This window comes from Dermabacter sp. p3-SID358, assembly GCF_025147465.1.
In the GTDB taxonomy this organism is placed as follows: Bacteria; Actinomycetota; Actinomycetes; order Actinomycetales; family Dermabacteraceae; genus Dermabacter.
This window is the reverse complement of sequence record NZ_JALXOZ010000021.1, coordinates 17,847-33,461: the sequence shown is the minus strand read 5'-3', so window position 1 is coordinate 33,461 and position 15,615 is coordinate 17,847. Positions and strand designations below refer to the sequence as shown.

Sequence of the window (15,615 nt, the reverse complement as noted above, 5' to 3'; positions counted from 1 at the left end):
CGTGACCGTGAACGAGCCGTCCGTCAGCTCAGCGTCCTTACCATCAACCTTCGCTCCCGAAAGAGCGAAACCAGCAGGGACCGACGGTTTATCCGCCACGGTCTTCGACGTGCCTTTTACCTCACCAGTGTTCGTCACCGTCACCTTGTAGGTCGAAGACCACTCACCGTTCACAGCAGACGCCTTGCCCGAGGCTTCTTTCTTCACAGCGAACTTCGGATCCTTCTTCACCGGATTACACGCAGTGTTGTTCTCAGCGCCGTCAGTGTCACCATCCATCGTGACTTTATTGACGAGACCCCCCGTATCCGCAGCGCCGCCAGTAGCCTCACACTTCGCCACCGACGCCCAATCAACGTCAGCCGCTTTATAGTCACCGGAAATCTCAACCGTGAAGGTCTTCGATTTTCCAGCCGCAAGCTTCTCACCATCAGTCACAGGGAACGAACCAGGCTTAGCAACAATCGTCGTCCCATCAACCTTGATCCCCGTAAGTGTGAACCCCTTCGGAAGCGAAGGCGTATCAGTGATATCCGGAATCTCTCCCTCAAACGGGCTGGTATTCGTCACCGTCACCGTATAGGACGACGACCACTTACCATTCTCAGCAGACGCCTCACCAGGGTCCTTCTTCACCGCAAACGTCGGCTCCGCCACACGAGCAGCACCAACCTTCGGCGCCTCAACAGCAGGCAACGACTTACCCGAACCGAAGCTCGCCTTCGCCGCCACCGAATTCCACAACACATCCTTCGGCCCCATCACAGGAACAGACATGGTGTAATCCGCAGTCAATGACTTACCTGGCGCCAGCTCGCCCTCATACACAAACTTGAGAGCCTGCACCGTACTCAAATCATCCGGAGCAGTCTCCGACCACTTGTTATCGCAGCCCTTATTCTCATCATCCGGAAAAACCTCCGGACGGCACGGATTCGTCGACGTCGAATAGAAAACCTTCACGCCATCAGGAACTTTCGTCATCTTAGTGAACGACGCGGACTTCGTCGAACCACGGCTCTGATCCGAAAGATCCGAACTCACGCCCGTATCCCCCGCATGCGGAAGCACGTCATAAAAAACGACCCTTTTCATAGGCTCACCCGACGAGTTCACAGCCTCAACCCGATACGTCACATCACCATCATCATCGCCACCAGCCACAACAGCCTTCTTCGGCGAATACGCAAACGAATCCTCCTTCGGCCCCTTCACCGCCTTGGTAAGGGTGAGAGCAAGGTAGTTCGCTGGCGGTTTTACCTCGGCCGTACTAGTCGAGTAGCACGCCTTTTTAGTTTTTGGATCATTGTCTATGTCGAATGAATCATCAACCGAACGATCCAAGCAACGCCACTCCGGCTCCGTGGCATCAGTGACATAGGCTTCGTTAGTATAATCACCGAAAAACTGCGGCCTGGCAACGATTCTAACTTTACCTTTAAACTCGACGTTTCCAGTCCGATCCGGATTCGCCCATTCGTGGGGTATGCGCCACTGAATGAGCGTGCGACCATCCTTAAAGTTTTCCTGAACCGTCGTACGAACTTGGCGTTTTTTATCGCCAGAAACACCCCACGAGAATTCAACCTGGTCCCGCTCCGCGACGCGCTTACGCAGGTCGTCGTCTGTCAGTACATCTTCGGGGTTGGTCACGACCTCCATGCCACGTGGCAGAAGGTCGCTTACGATAATATCACCCGAAGGCTGCTTCTTACCGTCGTAAATAAACGCGGTTTCCCAAAGCACTGCATTTGTTCCAGCTTCGATAGTAGAACCGCTGTTGTCATTTGACGTCGCGGCCGGTTTCAGCGCGTTGGACCTCACCTCGTTGGTCTTCTTTACGTCATGAAGACTACCAACCGGGTGCAAATCTGCAGGGCCAGTTGCTGCATCAATAAACGGCTCCGTTTCACCAGATGCCCAAACCTTAACATTAGCCTTTTCATTGCGTAAGATCGCGTTACCAGGCAGAGTCTCCTCTGGGAAACCACCAACAGCCATGTCCCAAGCGTCGTAGCGGCCACTCGCCTTATCAGGGGCGATTATCCTCGCAACCTTGCCTCGCGCAGAATTAGGCACAGAAAATACATAGATAACGAAACGATGGTCGGTCCCACTGGCATAATCGTTCGTACCCAGAATATCTAAAGGCACCTTGTCACCGTTAGTCAGCACCGCAATCGGTTTCAACTCGCCAGCTTCAGGGTCTGGGCCTGGGGTGTGAGTCCGTAGTTGAACCGCAGTCACATGGAATGCCGGGGACTGACACAACTTCCCATCAGTACGAGACTTGAATAAAAACCCATCCTCAACAAATCCCGAGTCCATACACGGAACATCATCCACAATAGTTTGCTTTAAGGGTAAGAGATTCGATTCAGGCTTTAACGATGTGCCGCCTTGCTGAGGCGACACGTGAATTTGATAAGCACCGGCGATGAACATCCGTCGAGAATCCTGCGTCTGCTTATCGGGATTGTTAGAATAACCCAAATAATCGGGAGATGTGGTAATTGATAATCCATCCCAGTCAGAGTCCCGAGCATCCTTATAGCTTCGTCGATAGATAGCCCGCGTACCACGGCCGCTATCATCGTGGAAAAACATCCCGATAGAACTTTTACGGATCTCTCCGTGTCCTTCAGGATGACCAGCGACAGAAACCTTTGCCGTTGCCGTTTTCGTAATGGGCGCTTGGTAGCGGCCGTTCTCTGGGAAGTAGGAAGTGGCGGTTACCTTATTTTCATGTTCGCCTTGGGGGACGCCGGGCTGAACCTTCGTGTGGACCTTGAAATCCCTATGAGCGTCACTGCGGATTTTTAATTCATGAGTGTCCGGGTTGTAGTCGTACTCTGATTCATTGAGATTATCACCGAAAAGGTTAGTCACCTTAACAAACTCAAACCCTTCCGGAAGAGTATCGACATACTCAACTCGAATCGATCTATAGACACCTTCCTTTTTGCCGTCGGCTCGACGGTCATCTGACCTAACCCACCAGTGAAAGGTGTCACCAACCCAGGTTGATTGCTGGGAGCTTTCTTTCTTCAAGTTAAGGTTTGCCTCGGCCTCTGCAACGGTGCGCACCGAGTCACTTTTGGCTTTTTCTTCAGTATCAGAAAAGACAGTCGCCGAGAGTTTCCATTCAGTCCCGTTAGGGGTCGTATAGTTCGGTGGGGTAACAAAAAGGTCGAAGGTGAGGTTACCTCCCGCTCGCCCTATTTCGCCAACTTTCACTTCCGTGCGTGGGGATCGACTTGTGTCTAAAACATTAGGATTCTCGGCTACGCGCCATTCCCAATTACGCGGAATACCGTCGATCACGACGGTGGGATTACCGAGGCACTTCTCGGTTTCTTCGGTGGCGAGGACTGAACAGTTCACTGTGACGCGGTACTGCGCTTCAGCTCCCGAAAGAACCTTCTCGGGAGACACTCGTTCAATGCTCACTCTCACCTTTGGCTCGCTCGGCTCAGCAAAAGCACTCAACCCCCCGCCGAAGAGAGGCTGCGTGACGAGCACACAGGTAAGGACTATCGCGAACAAGGCCCGCACTAGGGCAGAGCGGCGGAGGACAGAGGGGTCCATGGCATTCCTATCGGAGGAAAGGGATTATGACACTGTCATACTACCACAGGTATACTTCCCTTCAACTAGGCGGTCAGCTGAACTTTGGGTAAGCAAACACAGTCCCTGCCGTTAACTCCTACTTCCACGGGAGCGCCGCGCGGCCACGATCGACATTCCGGTGACGGCAGCAATAATGATGCCGAGGCCCGCTAGAGCGCACAGGACCGCCGGAACGAAAACGTCGTGGGCAGCAACGTCGAGAACGCGCTGGACCACGGGCCCGGCAACGGTCGAATCGGTCAGAGTCTCGGGCACCCATAGCGCGTGGCCGTAGAGCACGCCAATCCACGTCAGGGCCGTCACCAGTACGGCGACGCCCAGGAGCATGAGCGTGCGCAGTCGAACGCTCGACACGAGAAGCGCGCCAATGCCCGCAGCAATACCCACGACGGTAAGGAGGGTTGCGTTTACGGCGATGGCCTCAAGAATCTCGAACCAGCCGGCATCGAACGTACCGAGGTTGACGACGGTCGGTCCGATATCGGGGATGTCGAACGGAAGGATCGATTTCACGGGCGCGAGGAGCGCATCCCAGATCGGCGTGAGGTCGGCGTGCACCGTCACGGTCGTGGCGCCACTCGTGAGCTGGTCGTGGATGTCCCCCATCGTTCCCGACCACATCGTCCCGTAGGCCTCGGTGCCTGTGACGGCGCCGACTTGGGACAAGAGCATGTCCTGCACCCCTGCCCGTAGGCTCTCGGGAATGGGCAGCCCCGCACCGACCTGATTCATCGCGTCATTCGCGACAGTCTTTTGTAGGTCGAGGTCGCGCGCAAGGGGGCTCGTGAGGTTTAGGAAACCCTCGCGGTTCACGATGCGGTCGCGCACCCACGCGGCGGGTACGCTCACGGTTGTTGCCACGAACGAGACAAGCACCAGGAGCACGGCCCCGATTTCACGCACGATAGTCATAGGCTCACCCTACCGAAATGCAGCCAATTCTTAATTGAAGGAGCCGCCTCCGACAAATGGAGGCGGCTCCTTCACAAGGTTTAGTTTCAGTCGACAATGCGGTAGTACGACCAGTTAGCCTTCCAGAGCTTGCGAATGCTCGTGCCCGTGGCTTTTCGGCCAGCGTCCAGAATCATGCCGTTGCCGGCGTAGATTCCCACGTGGCCGGAGTGGTACACGAGGTCACCGGGGCGAGCCTCCGATGCGGAAACACGCTTGCCCATGCGCGCCTGGGCGGACGCACTGTGCGGAAGGTTAATGCCGTGCTGGCGGTACACCCACGAGGTGAAGCCCGAGCAATCCCAACCCGAGGTGGTGCCACCACCGAAAACGTAAGGAACGCCAATTCCGCGCTTCGCTGTGGCGAAGATCGAGCTGCTCGCCACCGACGAGTTCGGCGCGTCCTCAACCTCGGCTTCGCGGCTCTCGCTCTTCTTTTCCGAGCGCGAAGGCTCGCGCTCCTCCCGGTCGGTGCTCTGCTCAGCGTTTCGGCTCGAGCGATCCTCATCGTTACGATCCGAGCGCTGCTCCTCGTTGCGGTTCGAACGATCTTCATCGTTGCGGCTCGAGCGGCGACTCTCGTTGTTGCTCGAGTGCTCTTCGCGGTCGGTGCGGGTTTCGGTCTCTTCGACCTCGGCAACGGGCGCTTTCGGCTTGAGGGCCGCGGATTCGGCAGCGAACACGCCGAAAGCAGTGCCATCGTGCTTTTGCGCAGCCGGAATCGTCACTGCGGGGGCCGCGACTGGAGCGATGACGTTCGCGGAGTCAGCGGGCGCATCCGCCTGAGTGGTGCCGTCAGCGAGAGCGCCGGTGGAGCCGGTAAGAACGAAGGTCGCAGCGAAAGCAACGCCAGCGGTGCCGCGGGTAGCGCGCGTCACGGGGGTGAGGGGGCGCATCTGTCGGCGGTGGGTGTTCGCGGAACGATTCGACACTTGGAGACCTTCCATGTTCTCGGCCTTGCGGCTCCTGCCTAAGTATTTCGAGCTTCCCGGAGCAGGGGTGAAAATCCGGGAGCGGAGGTGCGGCTCTTCCGCAACCGAGTAAAACTCTACGAGACGGAAAGCCCCCGTCAGCGGGATCTGACGGAGGCTGTTACAAGTCTTTGACTACCTTTTACCTAGGCAGGGTTAGGTCACACAAGATCCACCCCTATGTGCCCCGCATCCGAAGGCGTGAGCGAGATTGGCTCTCTTCCCTCGACCTCAAGAACGATCGCGTCGGCATCGGCGCAAACGCGCACGTCAGCGCCAGGAACGACCCCATGTTCTTCGAGCTCCGCGAGGAAGGTGACATCTGATTGGATGACCTCGCCAATGGAGGCAATTCGCACTCGCCGCTCTCCCGCGCTCAGGTCACAATCGACAAGTCTTTGACCCGCGCTTTGCCGAACCCCCGTCCCTTTCATGCCCTCGGAAACACCGGGGTGAATATCCTCAAGCCCACAATCCAGCTCAGCTAGCCCCGGAATCGGGTTTCCGTACGGGTCACGGTAGGGCGGCGTGAGAAGCGCGGCAATCTTCCGCTCAACCTCGAGGCTCATGACGTGCTCCCAGCGGCACGCCTCCTCGTGCACCTTCGAATACTCGAGTCCTATGACATCGATCAGGTGACGCTCGGCGAGACGGTGCTTGCGCATCACCCCCGTCGCGATCCGCTCCCCCTCGATGCTTAAGTGAATGACGCGCTCATCGTCAAGGAAGAGAAGCCCATCGCGCTCCATGCGTGCCACCGTTTGCGAAACTGTGGGGCCCGATTGGTGCAGCCTCTCCGCGATTCTCGCTCGCATCGGCGTGATCCCAAGCTCAAGGAGTTCGAATACCGTTTTGAGGTACATCTCCGTCGTGTCGATCAGATCAGTCACGTTACTCCTTCAGGTGGTCGCCCGGGGCAGGCGAGGTCTGTGACGCTGCTCGATTCTATAAGTTCTTTTTCGACGCTCGCCCAGCAAGCGTCGGTCCTATTTTGTTGACGTGTGCCGAAGCCCGCGGGCAAATCTAGGCGGGGGCGCGGGCAGCGCACAACTTCGTAAGCCGAGCATTTGGCTCTAGAGGTCGTGTGCCACGATCCTCGCAAACAGGGTGAGAGCCCCCGCGATTGACGCAAAAAAGGTCGCGATAGAGGCGATGGCCCCAACGAGCATGCCGAACGTGTCCGCTCGCCTCACGGCGCGTTGAAGTGCCCACGCCGCAAAGACAAGCCCAAAGAGAGCCAATCCGATCCCGATAGTCACGAGAATCGCGCCCTTCAGTATTCCGAGAACGCCGCCAGCGATCGCGAAGACGATTGCGACGAGGCCAAGAATCACCGTGAGCATGGACGGGCGGCGCTGAGGTGCTCGTGGCCCTGTTCCCGGGTCAAGGGGCGGCGGTGCGCTCATGCGATCATCATAGACGTCATGAGCATCGCGGTTATGGCACGTCATAGTTTCGACGCAAACGCATAAGAAAATCGCCCCGCACCAGCCCCTGAAAGGAGATGACGCGAGGCGAGATCGCTGTGAGGCGACTTTTCCCTTACAGCATTGCAATGATGCCGATGATGACCGACACGATGCCGATAACGATCGAGATCACCGAGAGCACTACGGCAATAATGCCGAGCACCTTGCCGCCGCCACCCTTGAAGCCGCGCGCTGCACCCCAAATACCGAGTACGAGGCCCACGAGGCCGAGCGGAATCGCAAGCGAGTAGACGAGCATGAGTGGTACAAACGTGAGGCCAATGCCGATGAGCGCGAGCACGAGGCCGATAACGCCAAGTACCGTACCGTTTTTCTCTTGCGCACCATCAACGGCGGAAGGTTGCTGCTGGTTGTACCCCGCAGGTGTTGCGTAGCCGGTATTCGCGCTCGGAGCGGAATATCCACTTTGCGTAGCCGGGGCACTCTGCGAGAACTGGTTCGCGCTCGAGTTCTGTGCGCTATAACCTCCCTGCGGCGCCGGCTGATTGAGGCCTGAATTCATCGCACTGTAGCCGCCCTGGGGTGCCTGCTGCTGGCCGTAGCTCTGTTGCTGGCCCTGCCCGCCGTAACTCTGCTGGCCGTAGCTCTGAGCATAGTTCTGTTGCTGGGCCGCGGGTTGGTTCCCGTAACCACCGCTTTCATTACTCGAACCATACTCGCCTGCACCCTGCGACTCGCCGGGCTGCTGGGAAGCTGACGCTTGCCCGTACCCCGAGGCCGCCGAGTCATACTGCTGCGGCTGGTTTGCGGAGGCGGCTGACACCGCCGAAGGCGCGGCAGCCGGCGGTGCAGACGCTGCCGCGGAATCAAACTGGGCGGAATCGTTCTGCGAGTTTGAGTATCCGTAACTGGGAGCGTCGCTCGAAGAACCGTAGCTTGGCGCTTCGCTAGCCGAGCCACCGGTGGGAGCGCCGCTCGAAGAATCGTAGCTTGGCGCGCCATAGCTCTGATTCTGAGGCGCGGCGCCTTCGTAGCCGGGGGTGCCGTACGACGGGTTCTGCGTTGCCTGTTCATTCGACTGCTGGGCAACGTTGTGCGCACCGCCATACGACGGGGCACTGTATGCGCCGTCTTGAGTTGCCTGCTCGCGCGGCAACTCGGGCTGATCGCCTTGTGCGGGCTCGCTCCGCGACGCGTCGTTCTGCGCGGCCCCGTACCGCGGGGCTTCCTGCGCAGCATGGGTGCCGCGCTCAGGCGCACCGTACGCCGGTGTCGAGGAAGCGGCGGGCTCGTTGGGCTTGCCGTACTGAGCGGGCTGGAACGTCGAACCGTACGACGGCACGTCGCCATCGCTTGCCGCCTGTTGAGGTGCCGGCGCAGCCTGGGCGGGATCAGAATTTTCGGGAGCCTTAGGAGCGTCAGCGTTCTGACCGGCGAACGGACCGACCTCGTGTACGACACCCCCCTCGGGCGTCGCAGCAGAGGATTCGTCGTGGGATGGGGCGAGCGCTTCCTGCGCCTGCCAGTTCGATGCCGATTGCGGCTCTTGCTGAGGGCTCTCGAAACGCTCGTTGTTCGCAGCGTTCTCGGGGTTCGGATGGTCCTCGGGGTTATTGGCAGGATCGTTGCCGTATGGAGTACTCATGCCCCCATCCTAAAAGCGGCTTCCTTAGAAACCTTTGGCAAAACACAAAGCTGGCAACCGTCGGACTCCCCTACCCAGGCACGACGAAAAACCGAGTGGAGAACCAGAAAAACCCAAGGAACACGAGCGAGAGCGAGCTCGCCGGGAAGATTACATACGTTTAGCTACGTCAATCCGAGCGGGTGGGGCGGGTGAGGTGGGGCCGAGCGGGTGGTGGGGCGGGTGAGGTGGGGCCGAGCGGGTGGTGGGGCCGAGTGGGTGGGGCGGGTGAAGTGGGGGCAAGGGCATTTCGTGCGAGTGCGGCCGCCTCACTCGGGCTCGTTCCCACACGCACGCCCGCCGACTCGAGTGCCGCTTTTTTCGCTCGGGCCGTTCCGCTCGAACCGCTCACGATGGCGCCGGCGTGACCCATGGTTTTGCCTTCGGGTGCGGTGAAGCCCGCGATGTAGCCCACGACGGGTTTCGTGACGTTCTTGCGGATGAACTCGGCGGCGCGTTCTTCGGCGTCACCTCCGATCTCGCCAATCATGACGATGAGCTCAGTCTCGGGATCGGCCTCGAACGCCGCGAGGGCGTCAATGTGGCTCGTGCCCACGATTGGGTCTCCGCCGATGCCGATCGCGGTCGAAAATCCGATGTCGGAAAGCTCGTGCATCATCTGGTAGGTGAGCGTGCCCGACTTGGAAACAAGCCCGATCGGGCCGCTCCCCGTGATGTGGTCGGGGATGATGCCCGCGTTGGAGAGGCCGGGTGAGACGATCCCCGGGCAGTTCGGACCGATGATCCGCGTGCGTCCACTCGCCTTCGCTTGCGCATAGAACTCAACGGTGTCGCGCACGGGGATGCCCTCCGTGATGACAACGACGAGCGGCATTCCCGCCTCAATTGCCTCGCACACGGCGGCCTTCGCGAACCGAGGCGGAACGAACACAACGGACACGTTCGCGCCGGTTTCGCGCATCGCCTCGGCCACCGTGCCAAAAACGGGGGTCCGACGGTTGCCGAGGTCCACATCGGTCCCGGCTTTTTTCGGGTTGACGCCACCCACGATCTGGGCGTCGGCGGCGCTCATGCGGCGCGCGTGCTTAAAGCCCTCGCTTCCGGTGATGCCTTGCACGATGATCCGGGAGTCGCCGTCGAGAAAAATCGCCATGACTCACTCACTTTCCCGCCGCGAGCGCGGCTGCTTGCTGTGCGGCGTCGTCCATCGTGTCGGCGATGCGGATGAGGGAATGGTGCGCGCTTCGCAGCACCTCTCGGCCCTCCTCGACGGCATTGCCGTCGAGCCGCACGACGATTGGCTTGGTTGCGCGGTCGCCAAGCTCGTCGAGAGCCCCCACGATGCCGAGAGCGACCTGGTCGCACGCCGTGATGCCGCCAAAGACGTTGATGAATACGCTTTTCACTTGCGGGTCGGCGAGAACAAGGCCGAGGCCGTCGGCCATAACGCTCGCCGAGGCGCCTCCGCCGATATCGAGAAAATTCGCCGGGTGGATCCCGCCGAAGTCACGGCCCGCGTACGCGACAACGTCGAGGGAAGACATGACGAGCCCCGCACCATTACCCACGACGCCGACTTCGCCGTTGAGCTTGACGTAGTTGAGGCCGAGGCGTTTCGCTTCCTCTTCGAGGGGGTCGGCGCTTTCTTCAGCGGCGATGGCAGCGAGGTCGTCGTGGCGAAAGAGGGCGTTGTTGTCGATCGAGACCTTGCCGTCGAGCGCGAGGATGTCCCCCGCGGGGGTTTTGACGAGCGGATTGACCTCGACGAGGGTCGCGTCTTCCTCGAGGTATACCGTCCAGAGACGCTCGAGAACAGGGGCAATCTGTTCGATCTCACCGGAATCGAAGCCCGCTTCTTTGAGGATGCGGCGGGCAACGCCGGGGGTAATTCCTTCGCGAGGATCAATCTCCACGCGTGCGAGCGCCTCGGGGCGTTCCTTTGCAAGCTGTTCGATCTCGACGCCGCCTTCTCTTGAGCACAGGGCCGTGAGGCCGTGCGCGGAGCGGTCAAGAAGAATCGAGAAGTAGTACTCCTCGGCAATGTCGGCGCCTTCGGCGACGAGCACGGAGGCGACCGTGTGCCCCTTGATGTCCATGCCGAGAATGCCCTGCGCGGCCTCTTCTGCTTCGGAAGGTGTGCTCACGACCTTGACGCCGCCCGCCTTGCCGCGACCGCCGACCTTCACCTGTGCTTTCACGACAAGGATCGGGGTATCGAGCTTTTCGGCTGCGGCGCGGGCCTCGGCCGGGGTTCTGGCGAGGATCCCGCCGAGAACGGGGACGCCGTGGCGCGCAAACAACTCGCGAGCTTGATATTCGAGTAGATCCACGCGAGCGTCCTTCCATGAAAAGTAGTGCTCTTCCAAGGGTATCGGCACTTCGGCACGAGACCCGGCAGGTCCAAGACGTGTGCCTCTCGCAGTGCGCGTGGCCGTTACGATGGAGCAATGATGAGTCCCCGTCCCAAGCGCAAGACACTTCGCCAGCGCATCATGGACCACCTCTTCTTCTCCGTCGTGGTCATGACCCTTTTCTTCGTGGTTCTCTCGCTCATGGGAATCAAGGCGAAATTCGCGAGTCTCGTGCTCTCAATTCTCATTACTCTCGCGCTCAACGTGGGGCTCTCGTACTACTACGAATGGCGCCGGGACCGCGAACGGGAGGCCATCCGCAATGGCCGAGCACACTCTGGCAATAGGCACGATGGCGATATCCGCATAAGGGATGAAGAGTAATGGCCGATTGGAGAACCTACGCGAAAGCCGCGCGCAATACCGCACGCAAGCAAGCGCCGGGGGCAAAGCGTGCGGTGCAGCGCGAGGCCCGGGCCTACGCTCGCGGCGCGCAGAAGGTGTGGGAAGCGAAGGCTGCCGATAACGTCAGGCGCGGCGCGGAAAGCGCGAAGAACTCCGCGAGCGAATCGGCGAAGACTATGCGCGCGGCGGCAAAGGTCGCTGGGCGGCGCTATAAGCGCGCGAACATGACCAAGCGCCTGCTCGCGGCCCTACGCGACACGTCGATCATCGCCCTCTCGCTCGGCGCGATCTGGTTCGTGTTCTCGAGGATCATTCCTATCCCGGTCACGTGGATGCTCGTTCTCCTCGCCGTTCTCGTGCTTTTGCGCATCATCGCGGCCCTCATGCAAGACGCGTACGAAGAAACCGACCCCGACGATCCGGAGGGTATTCCCGGCGAGGAGCTGCCCGAGGGAGCGAAGGTCAAGAGGTTTAAGTCCTAATCGAGCGCCCCAGGCGTCGATAGCATGAACGGGGCGCCCTCGCGCCCCGTTTGTCGTTCCCCGCACGGAAGGTCAGCCTTGCATTCGAGAGATGATCGCCCCGAAGGCTTTACCCGCCGCAGCTGGCACAGAAAGGCCACGAAACCAGTCTCCTACTGGATGATCGCGCTCGTGATCGCCGTCGCGGCGCATCCGCTCATCCCGCAGTTCCGGTGGCTTCTCGTGCACATGGTGACGCTCGGTCTTGTGACGACGTCGATCATGATTTGGGGCCAGCACTTCACGGAGGCCCTCCTCAAAACTCGCCTCGCCGAGGAGACCCGCTCATGTCAGGTGGCACGCATCTGGGCTCTCACCGCCTCGATCGTTCTCACGATGGCGGGAATGCTTGCGAATCTCCCACTCCTCACGGTGTTTGGCGCCATCGGCGTGAGCGCCATGATCCTCTGGTATGCCTTCGCGCTTGGCGCACAGCTCAAAGCGGCCCTCGCCCCGCGCTTCTCGTTCGTCGTGCGGGCCTACCTCATCGCCGCATGCCTTCTGCCCTTTGGCGCGACGCTCGGCGCGATCCTCGCCTTCTCCCCCGGCGAGCCGTGGCAGGGGCGCCTCCTGCTCGCGCATCAAATTGTCAACATTCTCGGGTTCGTGGGGGTCACGGTCTCGGCAACGTTGCTCACGCTGTGGCCCACTGTGCTGCGCACAAAACTCGACACGCTCAAGGCCACGCGCGCCTCGCGTTTCCTCATCGTCATGGTGATCGGCACTCTTATCGCGATGCTCGGTGCACTCGTCGACAACGTCCTCGTGGGTCTCGCAGGCCTCACCCTCTACATCCTCGGTCAGGTCGTGATCGGGCTACTCCTCGTGGCCCTCGCGCGGCAATCGGCGCGTCAGGCACGCCGCGAGCCGCTCGCGCTCTTCCCCGTGCTCTCGATCGGCGCGGGCGCGCTGTGGTTCCTCGGCACGTGCGTGGCGCTGTGGGGGCTCTGGTTCAGCTCGATCGGCAGTTCCGACGGTTCCCCGGTCTCGTCACCGCTCAACTTTTCGCTCACCGCGGCACGCCTCCACGATCTGAGCGTCCCCTTCGTCGCGGGTTTCCTCCTCCAGCTTCTCCTTGGCGCGATGAGTTACCTCCTGCCCGCCTCGATGGGCGGTGGTCCGCGTGCTTTCAAGGCAGGGCTCGCCGTCATGAGCCGCTGGACGGTTTTCCGTGTCGTGACGCTCAATCTCGCGCTTGGCCTGTTCGCGTTCGCGAGCGTCTCGGGCACAATCGGTGAGGCGCTCTTCGGGGCCCTCACTCTCGGCACGTTCGCGCCGAGCCAGTTCGGCTCAGTCACGCGCGTTCTGGTGTCTGCGGTGGCGTTCTTCGTACTCGCGAGTTTCATCTACCTCATGCTCCGAATGGTCAAGGTCAATCTGCGCGAACGCCTCGAATTCAAGGAGTGCTCGGCGCAGCTTGGCATGCCGCGCGTGGGCGCACCCACCGCACCGAAGCAATCGGCGCCCGGCGCCTCGATTCCGGCTCCCACTGCCTCTGAGGCGAGCCCGGCTGCCGCTCGTGCACGCGAATCGACGGACTTTCCTGGACCGGCATCGCTCGACCGGCGCCATCTCACGAGCGCACTCGCTGGAATGGGGACCGTATTTTCTCTCGCCGCGGTGGGACGTGCCTTTGACGGCACCCTCGCGGGCGCGGCAGCCGTCGGAACCCCCGCTGGAGGTGCTCACCCCGAAAACGGTACGGCCCCATCCATCGCACCCACGGGCCGCACGACGCGCCTCAAGGTCGAGGCGAATGCCGACATGCGCTTCGTGCCGAACGCGCTCGAGGTTCCCGCCGGCGACCGTCTCGAGATCGAGGTGCACAACGTCGATCCCGCGAACACACACGATCTCGTTCTCGACACGGGCGCCCACACGTCGCGCCTGCTTCCTGGCGACACCGTCGTACTCGACGCGGGCGTCATCACCGCCCCCGTCGAAGGCTGGTGCTCGATCGTCGGACACCGCGCGATGGGCATGACCCTCACGGTCACCCCAACCGGGGCGAACACCGGCAAAAGCCACGAAGCCGACGGTGGCGCGGCAGGTGTCGGAACCGATTCTCTCGCCCGAGTCAAAGCCGACCTCAAAGCCGCCCCCGGTGCGTCTCGCACGCGGCGCGACCCGGTCGTGCCTGCCGTGCCCTCTCCTGGCGCGCCGCAAAAGCTGACGTTCGATGTGACCGAGAAAAACCTCGAAATCGCCCCTGGAATCGCGATGGAGTCGATGGTCTACAACGGCGAGGTCATGGGGCCCGTCATCACGTCGCCGCTCGGCGGAAAAATTGAGCTGACCCTCACCAACAGCGGCGAGATGGGCCACTCGATCGATTTCCACGCAGGCACCGTCGCGCCTAACACCTACATGCGAACGATCGCCCCCGGTGAGAGCCTTGAGTACCCATTCACGACGGACTACGCGGGCGCGTGGCTCTACCACTGCTCGACCGCGCCCATGACGATGCACCTCTCGGGTGGGATGTTCGGGATTCTCATCGTGCCGCCGCAAGGGCTCGCGCCCGCCGATCGTGAATACGTGCTCGTGCAATCCGAGCACTACCTCGCCCCGGAGGCCAGCACCGGCACGGATGGGCGGCCGGTTCAAGGGCCCGACGGCTGCGCGGTCCACGGCATTTCCTCGGAGAAAATCTTTGCCGAACGCCCCGACTTCACCGTGTTCAACGGTCACGCGAACCAGTACGTGCACGAGCCCCTCGAGGCCAAGGTTGGCGAGCGCGTGCGCATTTGGGTGCTCGCCGCGGGACCGAGTCGAGGCCTCGCGTTCCACGTCGTCGGCACCGTGTTCGACACGGTTTTCAAGGAGGGCGAATACCTTTTGCGACCCGACAACACCACGGGTGGGGGCGCGCAAGCCCTCGACCTCGGTAGCTGCCAAGGCGGCTTCGTCGAGATGGTGTTCCACGAAGAGGGCACCTACAAGGCCGTCAATCACCAATTCGTGGACCTCGAACGCGGGGCGCTCGCGCTCATCCACGTCACGGCCTAGGCAGCTCTTAGTCCCTGCCGGGAAGTGAAGGTGCGTGGCAGGCTAGAGGTATCGACCGTGGCACCAGAGGCGTCTCGCACCGCGAAGGAGCACACCATGAAAGCCCTCATCCTCAATGGCTCGATCTACGGGCACTCGGGCCGCTACGCCGAGATGATCGCGGGTGCCCTGCAAGAATCTGGTTGGGAAGTGCACACGCTTCCCACCAAGGGCTTCACCGTCAAAGCCGCGAGCGAGACCCTCGGCGGCGACCCTGACCTCGTGGTGTACGCGGGTGGCAACTACGCCGGCAAGCTCCACCACGTCAAAGCCTTCGTGAACGCCGCGCACGCCTACACGAGCGCCCGGCTCGTGCTGCTCAGTGTTGCCTGGGCCGATCCGAGCCGTACCGAGGAAGTCGCCAAGGTTCATAGCGCGAACCTCCCAAGCGACGTACTCGCGCGCACAGAATGCTTCCACGCGCGCGGCGGCCTCGCCCACTCCAAAGTGTCCTTCGCCCACGGTCTTGCCCTGAAGGGCGTGCACGCCTTCATGAACTCGACGCCGGAAAACAAGCGCCACCCCAACGACCAGGAAATGCTGGACACGTGGGGAAAAGACACGGATTTCGTGAAACGCGAGAACATCGAGCCGCTGCTCGAAGCGATCCTCGGGCAGCTTTCTCAGCGTCGCTGACTCGACGAGAGCGCGGCGACGAATAGC

12 protein-coding genes are annotated in these 15,615 nt (G+C 61.1%); 4 read left to right on the top strand and 8 right to left on the bottom strand.

Annotated elements, in window-relative coordinates:
- The 8 genes from M3B90_RS08890 to sucC all read right to left on the bottom strand — a co-directional run.
- Positions 1-3,324, bottom strand: a 3,324-nt coding sequence (locus tag M3B90_RS08890; RefSeq protein WP_259889950.1) for a hypothetical protein, incomplete at its 3' end; no start/stop codon positions are given.
- A 375-nt stretch (positions 3,325-3,699) separates the two neighbouring features.
- On the bottom strand, positions 3,700-4,542 hold the full coding sequence (locus M3B90_RS08885) for a hypothetical protein (RefSeq protein ID WP_259889947.1): 843 nt from the start codon (positions 4,540-4,542) through the stop codon (positions 3,700-3,702).
- An 86-nt stretch (positions 4,543-4,628) separates the two neighbouring features.
- The gene (locus M3B90_RS08880; protein WP_259889945.1) at positions 4,629-5,528 is read right to left on the bottom strand and encodes a C40 family peptidase; all 900 of its coding nucleotides are present in this window, start codon (positions 5,526-5,528) and stop codon (positions 4,629-4,631) included.
- A gap of 185 nt (positions 5,529-5,713) precedes the next feature.
- Complete coding sequence (locus M3B90_RS08875; protein WP_259889944.1) at positions 5,714-6,442, bottom strand: metal-dependent transcriptional regulator; 729 nt, start codon at positions 6,440-6,442, stop codon at positions 5,714-5,716.
- A 183-nt stretch (positions 6,443-6,625) separates the two neighbouring features.
- Positions 6,626-6,958 carry a hypothetical protein gene (locus tag M3B90_RS08870; RefSeq protein ID WP_259889943.1) on the bottom strand — a complete coding sequence of 111 codons (333 nt, stop codon included), beginning with the start codon at positions 6,956-6,958 and terminating at the stop codon, positions 6,626-6,628.
- A gap of 136 nt (positions 6,959-7,094) precedes the next feature.
- Positions 7,095-8,627: a hypothetical protein gene (locus tag M3B90_RS08865; protein ID WP_259889941.1), complete on the bottom strand. Its 1,533-nt coding sequence runs from the start codon at positions 8,625-8,627 to the stop codon at positions 7,095-7,097.
- Positions 8,628-8,796: 169 nt separating this feature from the next.
- On the bottom strand, positions 8,797-9,780 hold the full coding sequence (sucD, locus tag M3B90_RS08860) for a succinate--CoA ligase subunit alpha (protein WP_259889940.1): 984 nt from the start codon (positions 9,778-9,780) through the stop codon (positions 8,797-8,799).
- Between the two features lie 7 nt (positions 9,781-9,787).
- Complete coding sequence (sucC, locus tag M3B90_RS08855) at positions 9,788-10,957, bottom strand: ADP-forming succinate--CoA ligase subunit beta (protein WP_259889939.1); 1,170 nt, start codon at positions 10,955-10,957, stop codon at positions 9,788-9,790.
- 117 nt (positions 10,958-11,074) lie between these two features.
- Between sucC and M3B90_RS08850 the strand changes: the two genes are divergently transcribed.
- The 4 genes from M3B90_RS08850 to M3B90_RS08835 all read left to right on the top strand — a co-directional run bounded on the left by M3B90_RS08850 (position 11,075) and on the right by M3B90_RS08835 (position 15,588).
- On the top strand, positions 11,075-11,362 hold the full coding sequence (locus tag M3B90_RS08850; protein ID WP_259889938.1) for a hypothetical protein: 288 nt from the start codon (positions 11,075-11,077) through the stop codon (positions 11,360-11,362).
- On the top strand, positions 11,362-11,865 hold the full coding sequence (locus M3B90_RS08845; RefSeq protein ID WP_259889937.1) for a hypothetical protein: 504 nt from the start codon (positions 11,362-11,364) through the stop codon (positions 11,863-11,865). The genes M3B90_RS08850 and M3B90_RS08845 overlap by 1 nt, the downstream gene beginning before the upstream one ends.
- Positions 11,866-11,943: 78 nt before the next feature.
- Entirely contained in the window at positions 11,944-14,913 is a 2,970-nt protein-coding gene (locus tag M3B90_RS08840; RefSeq protein WP_259889935.1) for a multicopper oxidase domain-containing protein, read from the top strand.
- Between the two features lie 96 nt (positions 14,914-15,009).
- Complete coding sequence (locus tag M3B90_RS08835; RefSeq protein WP_259889934.1) at positions 15,010-15,588, top strand: flavodoxin domain-containing protein; 579 nt, start codon at positions 15,010-15,012, stop codon at positions 15,586-15,588.
- Positions 15,589-15,615: the final 27 nt, after the last annotated feature.